This window comes from Streptomyces sp. NPDC059009 (assembly GCF_042740175.1).
Taxonomy (GTDB): Bacteria; Actinomycetota; Actinomycetes; order Streptomycetales; family Streptomycetaceae; genus Streptomyces.
On record NZ_JBHYJB010000008.1, the window covers coordinates 216361 to 237312 of the forward strand.

Below are 20952 nucleotides of genomic sequence, written 5' to 3' on the forward strand. Positions count from 1 at the left end.
TCCAGCAAGCCACTTGCAAGGCTTGCGCTAGCCTTGCGTTCATGACGCGACGACTTGCTCAAGTGGCCAAGAAGGTCGGGGTCAGCGAGGCCACGGTCAGCCGGGTGCTCAACGGCAAGCCGGGGGTTTCGGAGGCGACCCGGCAGTCCGTGCTCAGCGCGCTCGACGTGCTCGGATACGAGCGGCCGACACAGCTGCGCGGCGAGCGGGCCCGCCTGGTCGGCCTGGTCCTGCCCGAGCTGCAGAACCCGATCTTCCCCGCGTTCGCCGAGGTGATCGGGGGCGCCCTCGCCGGGCAGGGGCTGACACCCGTGCTGTGCACCCAGACCAAGGGCGGCGTCTCGGAGGCCGACTATGTGGAGCTGCTGCTGCAGCAGCAGGTCTCGGGGGTCGTCTTCGCGGGCGGCCTGTTCGCGCAGGCGGACGCCCCGCACGAGCACTACCGCCTGCTCGCGGACCGGAAGATTCCGGTGGTCCTCATCAACGCGGCCGTCGAGGACCTGGGCTTCCCCGCGGTCTCCTGCGACGACGCGGTCGCGGTGGAGCAGGGGTGGCGCCACCTGCGCTCGCTCGGCCACGAGCGGATCGGGCTGCTGCTCGGCCCGCCCGACCACATGCCCTCGCAGCGCAAGCTGGCCGCGGCCCGGGCGGCCGCGCGGGCGGGCGGCGGCGAGCTGCCCGACGGACGGGTGGCGCGCACCATGTTCTCCCTGGAGGGCGGGCAGGCGGCGGCCACGCGCCTGATGGACGAGGGCGTGACCGCGTTCATCTGCGCGAGCGACCCCATAGCACTCGGTGCCGTGCGGGCCGCGCGCCGCCGCGGACTGAGCGTGCCGGGCGACATCTCCGTGGTGGGCTACGACGACTCGGCGTTCATGAACTGCACCGAGCCGCCCCTGACGACGGTGCGCCAGCCCATCGAGTCCATGGGCCGGGCCGCGGTCGACCTGCTCGCCGCGCAGATCGAGGGCGGCAACGCACCGACCGAGGAACTGCTCTTCGAGCCCGAGCTGGTGGTGCGCGGCTCCACGGGCCCGGCACCCTCTTCCTCCTCCTCCGCCTCGTAACTGCCGCTACCTGTCAAGGAATTACGAAAACTGCGCGACATCTTGCGAACCGCTGTGGGCGGTGGTTGAGTGTGGGCCGCCACACAGCGCGCCGCTGTGGGCGTTCCCACGCTTCTGCCCAAGAGGGGTTCGCTGATGAGCAGTTCAGGGTTCCAGCGCACACGCACCACCGGGTTCCGCCGCACCCGCACCGCCTTCCTCACCACGGCACTCGTCCTCACTCCGCTGACCGCCTGCGGGGGCGGCGGGAGTGACTCCGCGGACGGCAAGACGCACATCTCGGTCAACTGCTGGCCGCAGCCCAGCGCGAAGATCGACCACAAGCGCTTCGCCGAGGACCTCAAGACGTTCGAGGAGAACAACCCCGGCATCGACGTCGAGGCCCACGACGCCTTCCCCTGCCAGGACCCGAAGACGTTCGACGCCAAGCTGGCGGGCGGGCAGATGGAGGACGTGTTCTACACGTACTTCACGGACACCCAGCACGTGGTCAACATCAACCAGGCCGCCGACATCACCGAGTACGTCAAGGATCTGAAGGGCTATCAGGCGATCTCGAAGCCGCTGCGCGACGCCTACACCGTGGACGGCAAGGTGTACGGGGTGCCGCGCACCAACTACTCGATGGGGCTGCTCTACAGCAAGAAGCTGTTCAAGAAGGCCGGGCTCGACCCGGACAAGCCGCCCGCCACCTGGCCCGAGGTCCGTGCGGCCGCCAAGAGGATAGCCGGGCTCGGCGGCGGCACCGTGGGCTACGCCGACTACAGCGCGCAGAACCAGGGCGGCTGGCACTTCACCGCCGAGCTGTACTCACAGGGCGGCAGCGTCGTGAGCGAGGACGGCAAGAAGGCGACCGTCGATACGTCAGAGGGGCGCGCCGTTCTGCAAAACCTGCATGACATGCGCTGGACCGACAACTCCATGGGCTCCAAGCAGCTGTTGATCATCAATGACGCGCTCCAGATGATGGGCGGCGGCAAGCTCGGCATGTACCTGGCCGCCCCGGACAACGTGCCGCGCATCGTCAAGGAGGCGGGCGGCGACTACAAGGACCTCGCGTTCGCCCCGATGCCCGGCGGAAAGGGCACGCTCATCGGCGGCGACGGCTACATGTTCAACAAGAAGGCGAGCCCCGCGCAGATCAAGGCGGGCCTCAAGTGGCTGGAGTGGACCTTCCTCACGCCCGGCAACGGCTTCCAGAACAACTACCAGCGCCTGGCCAAGGACGGCTCGCCCGTCGGCCTGCCCGAGCCCCGGCTGTTCACCGGCGCCACCGACGCCAAGGACCAGGAGCTCAAGAAGAAGTCCGCCAACGTCCCCGTCGAGAACTATCGGTCGTTCATCGACGGCAACCGCAAGCTCGACCTGAAGCTGGAGCCGCCGAAGGGCCAGCAGATCTACGCGGTTCTCGACGGCGCGGTCTCGGCGGTCCTCACCAAGAAGGACGCGGACATCGACCAGCTCCTGGAGGACGCCCAGAGCAAGATCGACGGCATCCTGGCGCGGGGCTGAGCCGGCGGTGAAGACAGCAGCACCCCCGGACCGCCCGGCGCGCGCCTTCCCGGCCGCGCGCCACCGCCCCGCACCGCGCCGCCCGAGCCCGCTGCGCCGCAGGCTCACCGACCAGGCCCGGGCCTACGGCTTCCTGATCGGCGGCCTGCTCTGCTTCGCGCTGTTCTCCTGGTACCCGGCGATCCGCTCCGTCGTGATCGCCTTCCAGAAGTACACGCCGGGAGCGGAGCCGGAGTGGGTGGGCACCGCGAACTTCACCCGGGTCTTCGAGGACCCCGAGTTCGGCGCCGCCTGGCGCAACACACTCACCTTCACGCTGCTCGCCCTCGCGATCGGCTTCGCGGTGCCCTTCCTGATGGCGCTCGTCCTCAATGAACTCCGGCACGCCAAAGCCTTCTTCAGGGTTGTCGTCTATCTGCCGGTGATGATCCCGCCGGTGGTCAGCGCCCTGCTGTGGAAGTGGTTCTACGACCCCGGCGCGGGCCTCGCCAACGAGGTCCTGCGCTTCGTGCACCTGCCCACCTCGAACTGGTCCAACGGCTCGGACACCGCGCTCCTCTCCCTGGTCATCGTGGCGACCTGGGCGAACATGGGCGGCACCGTCCTGATCTACCTGGCCGCGCTCCAGTCGATCCCGGGAGAGCTGTACGAGGCGGCCGAGCTGGACGGCGCGAACCTGTGGCAGCGGATCCGGCACGTCACGATCCCGCAGACCCGCTTCATCATCCTGATGCTGATGCTGCTTCAGATCATCGCGACGATGCAGGTGTTCACGGAGCCGTTCGTCATCACCGGCGGCGGACCGGAGAGTTCGACCGTCACCGTCCTCTACCTCATCTACAAGTACGCCTTCCTCTACAACGACTTCGGCGGCGCCTGTGCGCTCAGCGTGCTGCTGCTCATCGCCCTCAGCGCCTTCTCCGCGCTCTATCTGCGCCTGACGCGCGCCGACGACTGAGAGGAGCCCCGCCATGGCACCGAACGTGCGCACCCTCGTCTCGCCGCTCACCCTGTCCAGGCCGCGCGGCAAGGCCCTCTACTGGACCGTCTTCACCGGCGTCGTCCTGCTCTTCGCCCTCGCCTTCCTGTTCCCCGTGTACTGGATGGTCACGGGCGCCATGAAGTCCCCGGACGAGGTGACCCGCACCCCGCCGACCGTCATCCCGGAGAAGTGGCACACCAGCGGCTACACCGACGCCTGGGACCTGATGGACCTGCCGACGCACCTGTGGAACACGGTGGTGCAGGCGGCCGGGGCCTGGCTGCTGCAGATCGTGTTCTGCACGGCCGCCGCGTACGCCCTGTCCAAGCTGAGGCCCGCGTTCGGCAACATCATCCTCGGCGGCATCCTGGCGACGCTGATGGTGCCCGCGCAGGCCCTCGTCGTACCGAAGTACCTCACGGTCGCCGACCTGCCGTTCACGCACACCAACCTGCTCAACGACCCGCTGGCGATCTGGCTGCCCGCCGTCGCCAACGCCTTCAACCTCTATCTGCTCAAGCGGTTCTTCGACCAGATCCCGCGCGACGTCCTGGAGGCCGCCGAGATCGACGGGGCAGGCCGCATCCGCACCCTCGTCTCCATCGTGCTGCCCCTGTCGCGCCCCGTCCTCGGCGTCGTCTCGATCTTCGCGCTCGTCGCCGTCTGGCAGGACTTCCTCTGGCCCCTGATGGTCTTCTCCGACACCGGCAAGCAGCCCATCAGCGTGGCGCTCGTGCAGCTCTCGCAGAACATCCCGCTGACGGTCCTGATCGCCGCGATGGTGATCTCCAGCATCCCGATGGTCGCGATGTTCCTGGTGTTCCAGCGCCACATCATCGCCGGGATCAGCGCGGGCAGCACGAAGGGCTGACGCCCCCCTCCCCGCCGCAGCACCCCTCATACCTTCCTCATCCCCCGTGAAAGGCACTCACCGTGGGACAGCCCTCCCCTGCCTGGTGGCGCTCCGCCGTCATCTACCAGGTGTACGTCCGCAGCTTCGCCGACGGCGACGGCGACGGCACCGGAGACCTCGCGGGCGTCCGCGCCCGCCTCCCCCAGCTCGCCGAACTCGGCGTCGACGCCCTGTGGTTCACGCCCTGGTACGTCTCGCCGCTGGTCGACGGCGGCTACGACGTGGCCGACTACCGCGCGATCGACCCCGCCTTCGGCACCGTGGAGGAGGCCGAGAAGCTCATCTCCGAGGCGCGCGAACTCGGTCTGCGCACCATCGTCGACATCGTCCCCAACCACGTCTCCGACCAGCACCGCTGGTTCCAGGAGGCCCTCGCGGCGGGCCCCGGCAGCCCCGAGCGGGAGCGCTTCCACTTCCGGCCGGGCCGCGGTGCCCACGGCGAACTCCCGCCCAACAACTGGCCCTCCCAGTTCGCCGGCTCCACCTGGACCCGCCTGCCCGACGGCGACTGGTACCTCCACCTCTTCACGCCCGAGCAGCCCGACCTCAACTGGGCCCATCCCGAGGTGCGCGCCGAGCACGAGTCCGTGCTGCGCTTCTGGTTCGACCGGGGCGTCGCCGGGGTGCGCGTCGACTCCGCGGCCCTGCTGGCCAAGGACCCGCTCCTGCCCGACCACGACGAGGGCTCCGGCGCCCCCAACCCGTACATCGACCGCAACGAGCTGCACGACATCTACCGGTCCTGGCGGGCCGTCGCCGACGCCTACGAGGGCGTCCTGATCGGCGAGCTGTGGCTGCCCGAGCCGGAGCGCTTCGCCCGCTATCTGCGCCCCGACGAGCTGCACACCGCCTTCAACTTCGACTTCCTGGCCCGCCGTTGGGACCCGGCCGAGCTGCGCGCTTCCATCGAGGAGACGCTCGCCCACCACGCCCCGGTCCAAGCGCCCGCCACCTGGGTCCTGTGCAACCACGACGTGACGCGCACGGTGACCCGCTACGGCCGCGCCGACACCGGCTTCGCCTTCGCCACCAAGCGCCACGGCACCCCGACGGACCTCGCCCTCGGCACCCGGCGCGCCCGCGCCGCCGCCCTGCTCACGCTCGCCCTGCCCGGGTCCGTCTACCTCTACCAGGGCGAGGAGCTGGGGCTTCCGGAGGCGGAGATCCCCGAGGGCCGGGTCCAGGACCCGATGCACTTCCGCTCGGGCGGCACGGATCCCGGCCGGGACGGCTGCCGGGTACCGCTGCCCTGGGAGGCCGACGCCCCGCACGCCGGGTTCGGCACCTGGCCGTACGAGGAGCCCTGGCTGCCTCAGCCCGCCGACTGGCCCTCGTACGCCGTGGACCGGCAGGCCGCCGACCCGGACTCGATGCTCGGCCTCTACCGCGCGGCCCTCCGGCTGCGGCGCACGGAGCCCGAGTTCGGCGACGGCCCCCTCGCCTGGCTGGAGACCGCGCCGGAGGTCCTCGCGTTCGTACGGGACGGCGGCCTGCTCTGCGTGGTCAACGTCGGCCGGAAACCAGCCGAACTCCCGCCCCACACCGCAGTGTTGCTCACCAGCGGCCCGCTGGACGAGCGGGGGCGGCTGCCCGGCGACACGGCGGCGTGGCTGCGCGCCTGAGCGAGCCGGCGGAGGGGGTCAGCTCATCCACTCCGCCTCGTACGCCTTGTACGTGCCGTCGTGCGTGGCCAGGTGCACGAACTGGTCGACGTACTCCTTGAACGGCTCGTCGCCCCGCGGCAGCGCGTACGCCTTCTCGGAGAAGGTGAACGGCTTGTCGGGGTGGAGCGAGCACAGCTCCGGGTGGAGCTTCGCCTGGTAGCGGGTCTCACTGGCATCGGTCATCATCACGTCGGCCCGCTTGTCGATGATCTCCTGGAAGATCGTGGTGTTCTCCGGGTGGACCTTGATGGTGGCCTGCTTGATGTGCTCGCGCGCGAACTGCTCGTTGGTGCCGCCGGGGTTGACGATCACGGTGGTGCCGGGCCTGTCGATGTCCTTGATCGCCCCGGCGCCGTACTTCTCCTTGTCGGCGCAGCGCACGATGGGCGTCTTGCCGTCGGTGCGGGTCGGTTCGCTGAAGTACACGGAGCGGGCGCGCGGCAGCGTGATGGAGACGCCGCCCATCGCGATGTCGCAGCGCCCCGCCTTCAGGTCGTTCACCAGGTCCGCCCACGTGGTGGCGACGAACTTCGGCTTCGCGTCGAGGCTCTTGGCGAGGTCGCCCGCCATCTTGATGTCGATGCCGCTGTGGCCGCCGTCGGCGTCGAGCCGGGTGAAGGGGGCGTAGTCGCCGGTCGTGCAGACGCGCAGGACGCCCTTCTTGGGGACCGAGTCCAACAGGCTGGTCGTGCCGGGCCGTTGGTGGTGTCCGCCGCCTTGGGGTGCGGCGGGGGCTGCGGCCGTGACGGCGAGGACGCAGACCAGGGCGGACAGGGTGGCGGCGCGCTTCATGCGGGGGCTCCTCAACGGGTCAGCGGGGGAAGCTGGACAGGGGTCAGATCGGGCGCCGCATTCTCGTACGCGTCTTCGTCGAAGGGATACAGGGGGCGCACCACGCGGTGGTGGCCGAGGCGCACCAGGTCCTGGTCGACGCCGCCGGGGGTGAGGGCGAGCAGCCAGTCGGCGGCCATGGCGTGGAGCTCCGGCTCCAGGTACCCGATCTTGACCACGACCAGGTCGTAGGTGCGCGGGTCGATGCCGAGGCCGCCCTCGGCCGGGCCCATGAAGTCGGCGAGGGTATGGAAGGGCTTGCGGCGCCCGACCAGGATCACGGTCAGTCCGCCCACCTGGACGGCTGCCATGTCGACGCCCCGGTCGTAGGCGCCGCCCTCGGCCCGGTCCTTCTGGTCGGTGGCGCGCTGCAACGCCCGTACCGTGCCGGTGAGTTCGCAGGGCCCGCCGTGGCCGGTGTCGACCTTGCCGCCGACGGAGAGGGTGACCTCGGCGCCCACGCCCGCCGCGAAGCAGTGGGCGACGGCGGCCGGGTCGGTGATGCCCGGGTGCACGGCGGTCACGTCCCCGGAGCGGATCGCCTCGTGGGCGAGGAGCCTGCGCAGCATGTACGCGAGGTCGCCGGCACCGCCCGCGGTCGGGTTGTCGCCCGAGTCGCTGATGAGGAAGGGCCGCTTCGGTGAGGCGACGGCCTGGGCGATGCACTCCTCCGCGCTGCCCGTGGGCCCGACGAAGACGAAGTCGCGGCGGGCGTCCCAGTAGCGGCGGGCGAGCTTCTCGGCCTCGGCGGCGGCGCGTTCGCCGTCCTGACCGGTGACGACGATCGCGGCCTGGCAGCGCGGTTCGTCCGCCCAGGCGTAGCCGACCCACAGCGCGGCGTCGAGGATGCCGGGCAGCTGCTCGATGTCGGCGAGGGAGGCGTACAGGGACGTGGCGGGCTCCAGTCGGGTGCTGGTCTTCTCGCCGGGGAGCAGGACGGGCACCTGGACCCAGGCGCGGTGCGGGCGGGTGCCGTCCAGGAGGCAGCGCACCAGGTTGCGGGCGGCACGCTCGCGGGTGTCCCAGGCGTCCTCGTGCGGGGCGAGGCGGTGGGCGGTGAGGAGGTCGAGGGGCGCGGCGAAGCGGTGGGAGACGTTGCCGTGCAGGTCCATCGCGGTGGAGACCATGGGGCGTCCGGTGCCGTCCGGGGTGCCGACGTGGTCGAGGGCGGCGCGCACGGCCTCGGTCAGGTCGGCCTCGGCGTCGGTGAGGCCGACGACGCTCATGGCGCCGTGGATGTCGTAGACGAGGCCGTCGAGCGGACCGGACTCCCGGATGCGGGTGACCAGTTCGTCCTTGAGCGTCAGATACGACTCCGCTTCCACGGGCCCGCCGGGCAGCGACGTCGCGTGCAGCAGGGGCACCCACTCGACGGTGGCCGCGAGGTCGGAGTCCGCCCGGGTCCACGTATAGCGGTCGAGGAGGTCCTGCCCGCGGGTCCGGCGGAAGTCGTCCGTGGTGGAGCGGTGCGGGCAGAAGGTGGACGACTCGATGCCGATGCCGCCGATGCCGATCCGCAGGCGGCGGCCCGAGGCGGCGGGAGCGGGGGTGGTGCGGGTCATGCGTGGACGCTCTCTTCCTGGGGGGACGGGGCGGTGGTCGGAAGGTTCTCGCGCAGGGCGGTGAGCCCCGCGCCGAGCAGGCCCGCGTCGCGGCCGGTCACCGTGGTGGTGATCTCCAGGTCGGCGGTGGCGAGCGGCAGGCAGCGCTCGTAGAGGACCCCGCGGACGGCGGCCACGAGCGGCTCGGCGGTCGCGAGGGCGCCGCCGAGCGCGACGGCCTGCGGGTTGAAGAAGTTCACGACGACGGACAGGACGGTGCCGATGTGGCGTCCGGCGGCGCGGACGAGGGTGGTGGCCTGCGGGTCGCCGTCCGCGACCAGGCGCAGCAGCTCGTTGGTGTCGGCCACCACGACGCCCTGGACGGCGAGTTCGCGGATCAGGGCGGCGCCGCTGGCGACGGTCTCCAGGCAGCCGATGTTGCCGCAGCTGCACGGCCGCTCCCCCGCCGCCTCCACCCGGACATGGCTGATGTCGCCCGCGCAGCCCGCCGCGCCGTCGTGCGGACGGCCGGCCGCGACGACGCCGCTGCCGATGCCGCGCCCGGCCTTCACCACGACGAGGTGGTCGAGCTCGGGGCGGGCCGCGCGGTGCTCGCCGACGGCCATCATCGTGGCGTCGTTGGCGACGGTGACGGGCATGCCGAGGCGCTCGGCGAGGACGTCGCGCAGCGGGTAGCGGTGCCAGCCGGGCATCCGCGACGGGCTGAGGACGCGGCCCTCGGCGGGCTGGACGGGGCCGGGGAAGGCGACGCCGAGGGCGCGCACGGTGTGCCCGGACTCCCGCTGTGCGGCGGCGAGTTCGGCGACCCGCTCGCAGAGCCAGTCGACGGCGGACTCGGGGCCCGCCGTGATGTCGTGCGCCAGGTCGACGGCGTCACTGACCCCGCCGCCGACGTCGACGGCGCCGAGCCGGGCGTGGTGGCTGCCGAGGTCGGCGGCGAGGGCGACGCCGCCCTGCGCCCGGACCCGCAGCAGGCGTGGTCTGCGGCCCCCGCGTGAAGCGCCCTCACCGGACTCGGTGAGCAGCCCGGCCGCGACGAGCTCCTGGACGCGCGCCGACACCGTCGACGGGGCGAGCCCCAGCTCCCGTACGAGCTCGGTCCTGGAGGACGCGGCGCCCGAGGAGACCAGATGCAGGATGTGCTGCGCCAGCCCTTGCGCCGATCCTTGTTCGCCGACTGTCGTTCCGGCCACGCCGCCGCCCCCAATTGCCGTACTGCGATCCGCACTTGGTCCGTGCGCTTTCCGTGCTTGTTTCGACACCGACGCCAACACTAGGTCGAGACGAACGAAGTTGACCAGAGGTGCCATCGAACTCGAACGAAGCTATTGACTTGCTTTTCTCCCTCGTCCTAGCGTTCGGGCGCCCCTCCGACGAACCCAGGGAGACCCCTTGACCCTGCGCTCCCTCAGAACAGCAGCCGCCACGGCGATCGCCCTCGCGATCCTCGCTCTCACGGGGTGCACCCGCGAGGGCGGCCGCATCGACATGGGGCCCACCGGCGGCACCCCGGTGCGCGGCGGCACCGCGACGATGGCGCTGCCCCCGGCCGCGAGCCCCAACTGGATCTTCCCGATCGGCCCGCCGGGCTATGGCGCCTCGTACAACTACGGCATCCAGACGCTGCTGTTCCTGCCGGTGTACGACGCCGTGCAGGACCGGGCGAAGGGCGAGTTGACGACGCACGGGCCGAGCACCCTGGGCCTGAAGCCCCGGTACTCGGACGGCAACAAGACCGTGACCGTGCCGCTGCGCAAGGGCGTGCAGTGGTCGGACGGGACGCCGGTGACCGCCCGTGACCTGGAGTTCTGGTTCAACCTGCTCAAGGCGAACAAGGCGGACTGGGGCAACTATTCGGTCGGCACGATGCCCGACAACGTCAAGCGCTTCGAGACCGTCGACGACCACACCGTGCGGCTGCATCTGAGCCGCGCGTACAACCCGGACTGGTTCAGCGCCAACCAGCTCACGCTGATGCGGGCGCTGCCCCAGCACGCCTGGGACGCGAAGACCGACGGCGGCACACTGGGCGACTGGGACCGCACCCCGACGGGCGCGAAGGCGGTGTTCGCGCGGCTCACCCAGCACGCCAAGCGCCTCGGCTCCTACGCCTCCGACCCGCTGTGGAAGACGGTCAACGGCCCCTGGAAGCTGGCCGGATGGCGCGACAGCGGCCAGGTCACCATCGTCCCGAACGAGAAGTTCACCGGCCCGAAGTCCGAGCGGCCGCGCCTGGACAAGGTGGTCTTCAAGCCCTTCACGACCGCCGACTCCGAGTACAACGTGCTGCGTTCGGGAGGCGTCGACTACGGCTACATCCCGCCCTCGGTGATGGCGCAGAAGGAGAAGTTCGAGGACAAGGGGTACCGCGTCGACCCGTGGGAGGGCTGGGCGGTCACCTACATCGTCTACAACTTCAACTCCACCCACGCCGGGCCGATGATGTCCCAGCTCTACATCCGCCGGGCCATGCAGCACCTCGTCGACCAGAAGGCGATGAGCGACGTGATCTGGCAGGGCAGCGCCACCCCGACGCTCGGCCCGGTGCCGGTCACACCGAAGAGCCAGTACCTGTCGAAGGACATGGAGCACAACCCGTATCCCTTCTCCGTGCGCACGGCGAAGGAGCTGCTGTCCGCGCACGGCTGGAAGACGGTCGACGGCACGGCGCGGTGCATGCGTCCGGGGACCGGCGCCGACCAGTGCGGCAAGGGCATCGGCCGCGGCGACCCGCTGGAGCTGACCCTCCTGTCGCAGTCCGGCTCGACGGAGACGACGAACACGATGCAGGAGCTGAAGTCGTCGCTGTCCAAGGCCGGGATCGACCTGACCGTGCGGCAGCAGCCGCTCAACTCGGTGCTCGGCAACTCCGTTCCGTGCAAGGCGAAGGACCCGGGCTGCGACTGGGACATGTCGTTCTTCGGGACGGCCGGCAGCTGGTACTACCCGCTCAACCCCAGCGGCGAGCAGCTCTTCTCCACCGGCGCCTCGGCCAACTTCGGCAACTACAGCGACAAGAAGGCCGACCGGATCATCCGGGCCGTGCAGTACTCCCCCGACATGAAGGCCGTGCACGCCTACGGCTCCTACCTCTCCGAGCAGCTGCCGGTGATGTGGATGCCCAACCCCGCGTACCAGGTCTCCGTGATCCGCAACGACCTGCGCGGCATCGAGCAGAACCCGACCGTCACGTTCGCCCCGCAGCACTGGTACTACGTCAAGAAGAAGGGAGCCGCGAAGTGACCGGCTTCACCGGCTTTCTGATCAAACGCCTGCTCCAGGCCCTCGTGGTGCTCTTCCTCGTCTCGGTCATCGTCTTCGTGCTGCTGCACCTGCTGCCCGGCGGACCGGCCCGCGCGATCCTCGGCCCCAAGGGCACCCCGCAGCAGATCGAGCACTTCAACCACCAGCAGGGCTTCGACCGTTCGCTGCCCGAGCAGTACGTGCTGTACCTCAAGCGCCTGGTCACCGGCGACCTCGGCGAGTCCTTCAAGCTCAACTCGCCCGTCTTCGACCTGCTGAAGCAGCGGCTGCCCAAGACGCTGCTCCTGACGGTCCTGTCCACGGCCCTCGCCGTCGTGATCGCCGTGCCGCTCGGCCTGCTCCAGGCGGTGCGGCGCGGCCGGCTCGCGGACTACGCGCTGACGGGGCTCGCCTTCCTGATGTACGCGACGCCGGTCTTCTTCCTCGGCCTCATCATGATCATCCTGTTCGCGCAGGTGCTGCCGGTCTTCCCGGCGGAGGCGCCGCAGGGCGAGACGGTCGGTGAACTCCTGGGTGACCTCACGGGGTTGGTGCTGCCCGTCGTCACCATGGCGTTCGGCATCATCGCGATGTTCAGCCGCTACATGCGCTCGGCGGTGCTCGACAACCTCTCCGAGGAGTACGTCCGCACGGCGATGGCCAAGGGCCAGTCGAGCCGCCGCATCATGGTCAGGCACGTCCTGCGCAACGCCCTGATCCCCCTCGCGACGCTGCTCGGCCTCTACCTCCCGACCCTCTTCAGCGGCGCCCTCGTCGTCGAGTCGATGTTCAACTACCCGGGCATGGGGCTGCTGTTCTGGAACGCCGCGCAGGGCTCCGACTTCCCGGTGCTGCTCGGCGTGACCCTCGTCGTCGGCGTCGCCACCGTCCTCGGCTCGCTGCTCACCGACATCCTCTACGCCGTCCTCGACCCCCGCATCCGGAGCGTGGCATGACGTCCCCCGCTGTCCCCCGCACCGCACCGGGCCACGAGGAGGCCGCCCTCGCCACGCCCTCGCTGGCCCGCCGCACCCTGCGCGTCTTCACCGGCAACAAGCTGGCCCTGACGGGCGTGGTCGTCCTGGTGCTGCTGCTCGCCTTCAGCTACCTCGGGCCGCTGGTGTACGACACCGAGCAGGTCCACACCGACCTGGCGCAGGCCAACCTGTCCCCGGGCAGCTCCGGGCACCTCCTCGGCACCACCGACCTCGGCTACGACATGGTGGGGCGGCTCATGGTGGCCGGGCAGACCTCGCTCGAGATCGGCCTGGCGGCAGGGCTGTTGGCGACGCTCTTCGGCACCGTGTACGGCGCGATATCGGGGTACTTCGGCGGCTGGCTGGACGCCGTGATGATGCGCGTCACGGACGCGGCGCTCGCCATCCCGGCGATGTTCCTGCTGGTGGTCGTCGCCGCGATCATCACCCCGAGCAAGGGCGTCCTCGTCCTCATCATCGCCGCCGTGGCCTGGCTCTCCCCGGCGCGCCTGGTGCGCGGCGAGGCCCTGTCGCTGCGCGACCGCGAGTATGTGCAGGCCATGCGGATGATGGGCGGCGGCGGGGCGCGGGCCGTCGCCAAGCACATCGTGCCGAACGCGATCGGCACGGTCATCGTCAACTGCACGTTCCAGATAGCCGACGCCATCCTGTACGTCAGCTACCTCGCCTTCCTGGGGCTCAGCATCCCGCCGCCCGCCGCGGACTGGGGCTCCATGCTGTCGGCCGGGATCACCTACACGCAGAACGGCTACTGGTGGCTGATCTTCCCGCCGGGCATCGCGATCGTGCTGGTCGTCGCCGCGTTCAACTTCATCGGCGACGGGCTGCGGGACGCCTTCGACGTACGGCTGCGGAAGTAAGAGGGAGCGCCACGACATGACCGAACCCCTGCTCACCATCGACGAGTTGAGCGTCGACATCGTCGCCCGCGACCGCACCGTGCACGCCCTCGACAGCGTTTCCCTGTCCCTCGCGCCCGGCGAGGCCCTCGGCATCGTCGGCGAATCCGGCTCCGGCAAGACGATGACCGCGCTCGGCGTCCTCGGCCTGCTGCCGCCCGGCGGCAGGGTCACCGGCGGCCGGGTCCTCTTCGACGGCACGGACCTGGCGGCCGCGCCCGCGCCCGTCCTCCAGGACGTCCGCGGCAACACCGTCGGCATGGTCTTCCAGGACCCGCTGACCTCCCTCAACCCGACCATGACGATCGGGGCGCAGGTCGCCGAGCCGCTGCTCCTGCACCGCCCCGGCATCGGCCGCCGGGCCGCGTGGGCGCGCGCCGAGGAGATGCTGGGCCTCGTCGGGATGCCCCGGCCCGCCGAGCGCATGAAGGCATATCCGCACCAGCTGTCCGGCGGCATGCGCCAGCGCGTGGCGATCGCCATGGCGCTGGTCTGCGAGCCGAAGCTGCTGATCGCGGACGAGCCGACGACCGCCCTCGACGTGACGACGCAGCACCAGATCCTGGAACTCGTCGACGAGCTGCGCGACCGCCTCGGCATGGCGCTGATCCTCGTCACGCACGACCTCGGCGTCATCGCGCACCGCGTCGACCGCGTCGCCGTGATGTACGCGGGCCGGATCGCCGAACAGGCGGGCGTGCACGGCCTGTTCGCGCGCCCGCGCCACCGCTATACGGAGGCCCTGTTCGCGGCGCTGCCGGAGCGGGCCGCCGAGCGCGGCACCGCACTGCACACCATCCCGGGCCTGCCGCCCGCGCTCACGGTGCGGCCCACGGGCTGCCGGTTCGCGCCGCGCTGCGGGTTCGCGACGCAGGAGTGCCGGACGGCGGAGCCTGCGCTGGGCGTGGGTGACGGGGACGACGGGAGCGACGGGAGCGACGAGGGCGACGAGGGACATGCGTTCGCGTGCTTCCACCCGGTGCCGGTCGAGCCCGCTTCGGAGGCCGAGGTCGTGCTGCCGGAGGCGGTCCCCGCGGGCGACGCATCCGGCGCCCGCGACGTGCTCCTCGAACTCGACGCCCTGGTCAAGGAGTTCCCCCTCAAGGGCGGCCCCTTCTCGCGCGGCCGGGGCACGGTCAGCGCGGTCGGCGGGGTGTCCCTGGAGATCCGCAGGGGCGAGACGTTCGGGATGGTCGGCGAGTCGGGCTGCGGCAAGACGACACTGGGGCGGATCGTCGCGGGTTTGGAGCGGCCGACCGGGGGCGCCGTCCGCTTCGAGGGCCGGGACCCGGCGGAGCTCTCGCGCACCGAGCGGCGGGCGCACCGGCGCCGGGTGCAGCTGATGTTCCAGGACTCGTCCGCCGCGATGGACCCCCGGATGCGGGTCGGCGAGATCCTCCGCGAACCCCTCGTCATCCAGGGCGTCGGCTCCCGCGGCGAACAGGACCGGCTCGTCGGCGAGCTGCTCGACGCGGTGGGGCTGCCGCGCGGCGCCGTGCAGCGCTATCCGCACGAGTTCTCCGGCGGCCAGCGCCAACGCCTCGGCCTGGCCCGCGCGTTGACGCTCTCCCCCGACCTGGTGGTCGCCGACGAACCGGTCTCGGCGCTCGACGTCTCCGTGCAGGCACAGATCCTCAACCTGATGCGGGAGCTGCAGCGCGAGCGCGGTCTGACCTACCTGTTCATCTCGCACGACCTGGCCGTGGTGCGGCACCTCGCGGACACGGTCGGCGTGATGTACCTGGGCAAGCTCGTCGAGACGGGGCCCGCGGAGCGGGTGTACGCGCGCCCGCTGCACCCGTACACGCGGGGGCTGCTCGACACGGTCAATGTGCCGGACCCACAGGCGGCTCTCGCGCATGCGGCGGACCGGGCGCCGCTGCGCGGGGAGGCCCCGTCGGCGGCCGCACCGCCCACGGGCTGCCGCTTCCGCACCCGCTGCCCCGTCGCCCAGGAGGTCTGTGCGACCACGGAGCCACCGGTGAGCACGCCGGACGGGGCGGGGCACCGGGTGGCGTGCCACTTCCCGCTGACGGAGCGGGTGGGGGCGGCCACCGGGTGAGGTCCCCGCCGGGAAGGGCTGAGGAGCTAGCGTCGACGCCGTGAACGACTCTCACGTGACCGGCTCGCCCGCCATCAGCTCGCACGCGACCGGCAGCTCTCTCTGGGACACCCTGACGCGGCGGCCCGTCGTCCTGGACGGCGGCCTCTCCAACCAGCTGGAGGCCGCCGGGCACGACCTGTCCGACGCCCTGTGGTCGGCGCGGCTGCTCGCCGACGAGCCCGAGGCGATCACGGCGGCCCACCGCGCGTACTACGCGGCGGGCGCCGAGGTCGCCATCACGGCCAGCTACCAGGCGACGTGCGAGGGCTTCGCCCGGCACGGCATCGACGCCGCCCGCACCGGGCAACTCCTGCGCCGCAGCGTGGAGTTGGCGCGGGAGGCGGCGGACGCGGCGGGCGGACGCACCGTGTGGGTGGCCGCGTCGGCGGGCCCGTACGGGGCAATGCTGGCTGACGGGTCCGAGTACCGGGGCCGGTACGGGCTGAGCGTCGCCGAGCTGGAGCGCTTCCACCGGCCGCGCCTGGAGGTCCTCGCGGACGCGGGCCCCGACGCGCTGGCCCTGGAGACCGTGCCCGACACCGACGAGGCGCGGGCGCTGCTGCGTGCGGTGCGCGGCCTCGGGGTCCCGGCGTGGCTGTCGTACAGCGTCGCCGGGGACCGGACGCGGGCCGGGCAGCCGCTGACCGAGGCGTTCGCGCTGGCGGCGGACGCCGACGAGGTGCGGGCGGTGGGCGTGAACTGCTGCGATCCGCGCGACGCGGCGGCCGCGGCGGCTCTCGCCGCGCGCATCACGGGCAAGCCGGTGGTGGTCTACCCCAACAGCGGGGAGACCTGGGACGCCGCCGCCCGGGCCTGGCGCGGCCCTTCCCGCTTCACGGCCGGGCAGGTCGAGGGGTGGGTGGCGGCGGGCGCGCGGCTCGTCGGTGGCTGCTGCCGGGTGGGGCCGGAGGCGATCGCCGGGGTGGCGGGGAGCCTTGCGGGGCCTGCGCCGGACGGACCGGACGGACCGGACGGATCAGTGGGACCGGGCGGGCGGGGTGCGTGAGCACGGTGGGCGAGGTGCGTGAGCGCTGCGGGCGAGGCACGTGAGCACGGTGGAGCCGCCGGGCTGATTCCTCGAACAAGGCTCTGGCCTGCGAAAGGAGCGGGTCCGGGGGAGATTGTCAGTGGTCGGGTCCAGACTGGCGGCAGTACCTCTGAACCTCAGACAACGACGTCCTGGAGGTGGTCGGCGATGGCCGACGTACTTCTCACCGTGGGAACCCGCAAGGGCCTGTTCATCGGCCGCCGCACCGGCGGCACCTGGACCTTCGACGACAGCCCGTACTTCAACGCCCAGGCCGTGTACTCGGTCGCGATCGACACCCGCACCTCCGCGCCCCGCCTCCTCGTCGGCGGCGACAGCGCGCACTGGGGCCCGTCCGTCTTCCACTCCGACGACCTGGGCCGGACGTGGACGGAGCCCGCCAAACCCGCCGTGAAGTTCCCCAAGGACACGGAGGCGTCCCTGGAGCGGGTGTGGCAGCTGCACCCGGCCGCCGCCGAGCCGGACGTGGTGTACGCGGGCACGGAGCCGGCCGCGCTCTACCGCTCCGAGGACCGCGGCGAGACCTTCGACCTGGTGCGCCCGCTCTGGGAGCACCCGACGCGCTCGAAGTGGGTGCCCGGGGGCGGCGGCGAGGGGCTGCACACGATCCTCACGGACGAGCGGGACCCGCGCGCCGTGACCGTCGCGGTGTCCACGGCCGGGGTGTTCCGCACGACGGACGGCGGGGCGAGCTGGGCGCCGTCCAACTCGGGTGTCGCGGCGGTGTTCCTGCCCGACCCGAACCCGGAGTTCGGGCAGTGCGTCCACAAGGTCGCCCGGGACGCCGCCGACCCGGACCGGCTGTATCTGCAGAACCACTGGGGGGTGTACCGGAGCGACGACGCGGGCGCCCACTGGACCGACATCGGCGAGGGCCTCCCCTCGGACTTCGGCTTCGCCGCGGTAGCCCACCCGCACCGCGCCGAGACGGCGTACGTGTTCCCGATCACCGCGGACGCGGACCGGGTCCCGGCCGACCACCGCTGCCGCGTCTACCGCACTCCGGACGCGGGCAAGAGCTGGCAGCCGCTCTCCGCCGGCCTCCCCGAGGAGGACCACTACGGCACGGTGCTGCGCGACGCCATGTGCACGGACGGCACGGACCCGGCAGGCGTCTACTTCGGCAATCGGAACGGGGAGGTGTACGCCTCGGCGGACGACGGCGACAGCTGGCAGCAGCTCGCCGCGCACCTGCCGGACGTGCTGTGCGTACGGGCGGCGGCCATCGGGTGACGCGGGCGAGGTGCCGCGTGGACGGGGGGCGCGGCCGTCGGTTGATGGCGCCCCCCGTTACGGCAGTAGAGTGACGCCCCGTGGCACCACGACCCTTGCATGAAATCGTCGAACCGGGCTGGGCGAAGGCCCTGGAGCCGGTCGCCCAACAGATCGCTTCCATGGGCGACTTCCTGCGATCGGAGATCGCCGCGGGACGCACCTACCTCCCGGCGGGGGCGAACGTTCTGCGCGCCTTCCAACAGCCCTTCGACGACGTCCGCGTCCTGATCGTCGGCCAGGACCCCTACCCGACACCGGGGCACGCGGTGGGCCTCTCGTTCTCGGTCGCGCCCGAGGTGCGGCCGCTGCCGGGCAGCCTCATCAACATCTTCCGCGAGCTGAACACCGATCTCGGCCTGCCCCAGCCCGCCAACGGCGACCTCACGCCATGGACCCGCCAGGGCGTCCTGCTGCTCAACAGGGCGCTCACCACGGCCCCGCGCAAGCCTGCCGCGCACCGGGGCAAGGGCTGGGAGGAAGTGACCGAGCAGGCGATCCGGGCGCTCGCCGGGCGCGGCCGGCCGATGGTGTCGATCCTGTGGGGACGGGACGCGCGCAATCTGCGGCCGCTCCTCGGCCAGTTGCCGTCGGTGGAGTCCTCGCACCCCTCCCCGATGTCGGCGGACCGCGGCTTCTTCGGGTCGCGCCCGTTCAGCCGCGCCAATGAACTCCTCGAACGCCAGGGGGCGCAGCCGGTCGACTGGCGCCTTCCGTGACGTCCGTAACGTCCGTGACCTCCGACGCCTCCGTGACCGTCTTGGGCGTCGACTCCGGCGGCTCGGGGCTGCGGGTCGGCCTGGGGCTGCCCGAAGGGGCGGCCCCCGTCGCGCCGTTGACCTCGGCGGAGCCGGTGCGGACCGGGGCACGCGGCATCGACGCGGAGCACCTCCTATCGCAACTCCTGCCCATGGCGCGGGAGTTGCTGCAGCGGTCCGGTGCGGGACAGCTGGCCGCCGTGGCGATCGGCGCCGCCGGGATGGCGACGCTCGGCGACGACCTGCGCGCCGAACTGCCCGCCGCCCTGGCGCGGGAGCTCGGTGTGCGCCGTCTCGTCCTCGCCGCGGACGCCGTCACCGCGTACGCGGGCGCGCTCGGCACCCGGCCGGGCGCGCTGGTCGCGGCGGGCACCGGCCTGATCGCTCTCGGCACCGACCTCGCCGGGTGGCGCCGCACCGACGGCTGGGGCCATCTGCTGGGCGACTGCGGCGGCGGGGCGTGGATCGGGAGGGCGGGCCTCGAGGCGGCGATGCGCGCGCACGACGGCAGGGACGGCGGTTCGGCGATGCTGCGCACCAGCGCCGAGAAACGCTTCGGGCCGCTGTCGGACCTGCCCGGGCAGCTCTACCCGCGCACCGACCGCCCGGCGTTCCTCGCCTCCTTCGCGCCCGAGGTGGGCGCGTGCGCGGCGGACGACCCGGTCGCGGCCGGGATCCTGCGCACCGCGGCCCGGCACATCGCGGAGTCCGCTGCCGCCGCCTGCCCGGCGACGGACCCAGGCACTCCTCCGTGTGAAATTGCCCTCACCGGCGGCCTGTTCAGGCTGGGCGAACCGCTCCTCGGGCCGCTGACGGAGGAGTTGGCGCGGCGCCTTCCGCACGCACGGCGGGTCCCGGCCGCGGGCGACCCGCTGGACGGGGCGGTGCGCATCGCCACGGACCTCGCCGGGGGCCGCCTGGCGCTCCCCCGGGACGCCCGGCTGCTGACGGTCCATGCGGCAGGCGCCGGTGACGCCCGCACGGAAAGCGGCAGTTGACCAACTACGCAATGCTTTGCACCTGAACCGACAAAACCGGACGTATACCGCCCACCTGCACCCTCCCTAAACGGGAGGACCCGACAAGCCAGTAGCATGCGGCGCCATGAGCTCCCCCACTGGGCCCGCTTCCGGCCTGCCCGTACGAATGCCGCGACCCCGCCAGCCCGGTCGGCACCGCCGCCCGGAGCCCGTGGCGGCTCCTGAGGGAGCACCCGCGCTCGTCCTCGCCGTGCCGGGTGCCCCCAGCAGCACGACCCGTTCCATCGCCGAGGAAGTCGTGAGCATCGCCCGCTCCGAGCTGCCCGGCCTCGACGCCCGCATCGGTTACCTGGACGGGGAGGAGGACGCCACCACCACCTCGTTCCCCGAGTTCCCCTCGCTGCACTCCGTGCTCGCGCACGCCGCCGCCCAGCGCACCGCCCGCATCGAGCAGGCCCGTGCCGCGGGCGCCGAGGTGGCGGAGCCGGAAGGGCCCGTCGCCGTCGTGGTGCCGCTGCTCGCGGGCCCCGACAACGCGCTGATGCGCCGCGTCCGCCAGTCCGTCATGGAGAGCCGCACCGCCGCCGAGCTGACCGATGTGCTCGGCCCGCACCCGCTGCTCGCGGAGGCCCTGCATGTGCGCCTCTCCGAGGCCGGTCTGGCCCGCGCCGACCGCGCCCGCCTGTTCACCGTGGCGACCGCGGCGGACGGCATCGTCCTGGCCACGGTCGGCGGCGAGGAGGCCGTGCAGGCGGCCGGGATCACCGGCATGCTGCTCGCGGCGCGCCTCGCGGTGCCCGTGATGGCGGCGGCCCTGGACCAGGAGGGCGCGATCGCGGCCACCGCCGAGCAGCTGCGCGGCTCCGGCTCCGGCCAGCTGGCGCTCGCCCCGTATCTGATCGGCCCGGAGGTCGACGCGGGTCTGCTCGACGCGGCCGCGAAGGAGGCGGGCTGCTCCGTGGCCGAGTCGCTGGGCGCCTACCCGGCGATCGGCAAGCTGGCCCTGTCGAAGTACACGACGGCCCTCGGCATCACACCGCAGCAGCCCTCGGGCACGCCGGTGCGCTGAGGCGCTCCAGGCATACATACGGCGATGGGCCCGCCCCCTGCTTCGGGGGG

The 20952-nt window shown here is 72.1% G+C and carries 17 protein-coding genes; 14 read left to right on the top strand and 3 right to left on the bottom strand.

The features are described 5' to 3' along the window. Positions 1 to 41: 41 nt before the first annotated feature. From ACFWYM_RS10745 to ACFWYM_RS10765, 5 genes are all read left to right on the top strand, one after another. Entirely contained in the window at positions 42 to 1067 is a 1026-nt protein-coding gene (locus tag ACFWYM_RS10745; RefSeq protein ID WP_384833296.1) for a LacI family DNA-binding transcriptional regulator, read from the top strand. 135 nt (positions 1068 to 1202) lie between these two features. Continuing rightward, the gene (locus tag ACFWYM_RS10750) at positions 1203 to 2579 is read left to right on the top strand and encodes an ABC transporter substrate-binding protein (protein WP_384833300.1); all 1377 of its coding nucleotides are present in this window, start codon (positions 1203 to 1205) and stop codon (positions 2577 to 2579) included. A 7-nt stretch (positions 2580 to 2586) separates the two neighbouring features. Beyond that, the gene (locus ACFWYM_RS10755) at positions 2587 to 3537 is read left to right on the top strand and encodes a carbohydrate ABC transporter permease (RefSeq protein ID WP_384833303.1); all 951 of its coding nucleotides are present in this window, start codon (positions 2587 to 2589) and stop codon (positions 3535 to 3537) included. 13 nt (positions 3538 to 3550) lie between these two features. Further along, a complete protein-coding gene (locus ACFWYM_RS10760) occupies positions 3551 to 4432 on the top strand; it encodes a carbohydrate ABC transporter permease (protein ID WP_384833306.1) in 882 nt (293 codons plus the stop codon). Between the two features lie 62 nt (positions 4433 to 4494). Beyond that, a complete protein-coding gene (locus ACFWYM_RS10765; protein ID WP_384833309.1) occupies positions 4495 to 6096 on the top strand; it encodes a glycoside hydrolase family 13 protein in 1602 nt (533 codons plus the stop codon). Between the two features lie 18 nt (positions 6097 to 6114). On the opposite strand, the gene ACFWYM_RS10770 is transcribed toward ACFWYM_RS10765, so the two are convergent. Genes ACFWYM_RS10770 through ACFWYM_RS10780 form a run of 3 tightly spaced genes read right to left on the bottom strand, consistent with a single transcriptional unit; the run spans position 6115 to position 9724 of the window. Beyond that, positions 6115 to 6930 (bottom strand): transporter substrate-binding domain-containing protein, encoded by an 816-nt coding sequence (locus tag ACFWYM_RS10770; protein ID WP_384833312.1) that lies wholly within the window; start codon positions 6928 to 6930, stop codon positions 6115 to 6117. Positions 6931 to 6941: 11 nt separating this feature from the next. Then, positions 6942 to 8531: a M81 family metallopeptidase gene (locus ACFWYM_RS10775; protein ID WP_384833315.1), complete on the bottom strand. Its 1590-nt coding sequence runs from the start codon at positions 8529 to 8531 to the stop codon at positions 6942 to 6944. Continuing rightward, positions 8528 to 9724: an ROK family protein gene (locus tag ACFWYM_RS10780; RefSeq protein WP_384833318.1), complete on the bottom strand. Its 1197-nt coding sequence runs from the start codon at positions 9722 to 9724 to the stop codon at positions 8528 to 8530. Before ACFWYM_RS10780 ends, ACFWYM_RS10775 begins: the two co-directional genes overlap by 4 nt. A 199-nt stretch (positions 9725 to 9923) precedes the next feature. Here ACFWYM_RS10780 and ACFWYM_RS10785 point away from each other — a divergent pair, with 199 nt between their 5' ends. The 9 genes from ACFWYM_RS10785 (at position 9924) to ACFWYM_RS10825 (ending at position 20902) form a co-directional block, all read left to right on the top strand. Then, complete coding sequence (locus ACFWYM_RS10785; protein ID WP_384833321.1) at positions 9924 to 11774, top strand: peptide ABC transporter substrate-binding protein; 1851 nt, start codon at positions 9924 to 9926, stop codon at positions 11772 to 11774. Further along, positions 11771 to 12730, top strand: a complete 960-nt coding sequence (locus tag ACFWYM_RS10790) for an ABC transporter permease (RefSeq protein ID WP_384833324.1) — start codon at positions 11771 to 11773, stop codon at positions 12728 to 12730. The genes ACFWYM_RS10785 and ACFWYM_RS10790 overlap by 4 nt, the downstream gene beginning before the upstream one ends. After that, on the top strand, positions 12727 to 13632 hold the full coding sequence (locus ACFWYM_RS10795; RefSeq protein WP_384833327.1) for an ABC transporter permease: 906 nt from the start codon (positions 12727 to 12729) through the stop codon (positions 13630 to 13632). Before ACFWYM_RS10790 ends, ACFWYM_RS10795 begins: the two co-directional genes overlap by 4 nt. A 16-nt stretch (positions 13633 to 13648) precedes the next feature. Then, on the top strand, positions 13649 to 15733 hold the full coding sequence (locus tag ACFWYM_RS10800) for a dipeptide ABC transporter ATP-binding protein (protein WP_384833330.1): 2085 nt from the start codon (positions 13649 to 13651) through the stop codon (positions 15731 to 15733). A gap of 73 nt (positions 15734 to 15806) precedes the next feature. Next, positions 15807 to 16781, top strand: a complete 975-nt coding sequence (mmuM, locus tag ACFWYM_RS10805; protein WP_384833361.1) for a homocysteine S-methyltransferase — start codon at positions 15807 to 15809, stop codon at positions 16779 to 16781. Positions 16782 to 16970: 189 nt separating this feature from the next. Beyond that, the gene (locus ACFWYM_RS10810) at positions 16971 to 18056 is read left to right on the top strand and encodes a WD40/YVTN/BNR-like repeat-containing protein (protein WP_384833332.1); all 1086 of its coding nucleotides are present in this window, start codon (positions 16971 to 16973) and stop codon (positions 18054 to 18056) included. Positions 18057 to 18136: 80 nt separating this feature from the next. After that, entirely contained in the window at positions 18137 to 18814 is a 678-nt protein-coding gene (locus ACFWYM_RS10815) for a uracil-DNA glycosylase (protein ID WP_384833335.1), read from the top strand. Positions 18815 to 18828: 14 nt separating this feature from the next. Beyond that, on the top strand, positions 18829 to 19851 hold the full coding sequence (locus ACFWYM_RS10820; RefSeq protein ID WP_384833338.1) for an N-acetylglucosamine kinase: 1023 nt from the start codon (positions 18829 to 18831) through the stop codon (positions 19849 to 19851). 106 nt (positions 19852 to 19957) lie between these two features. Continuing rightward, positions 19958 to 20902: a sirohydrochlorin chelatase gene (locus ACFWYM_RS10825; RefSeq protein WP_384833341.1), complete on the top strand. Its 945-nt coding sequence runs from the start codon at positions 19958 to 19960 to the stop codon at positions 20900 to 20902. Positions 20903 to 20952 lie beyond the last annotated feature (50 nt).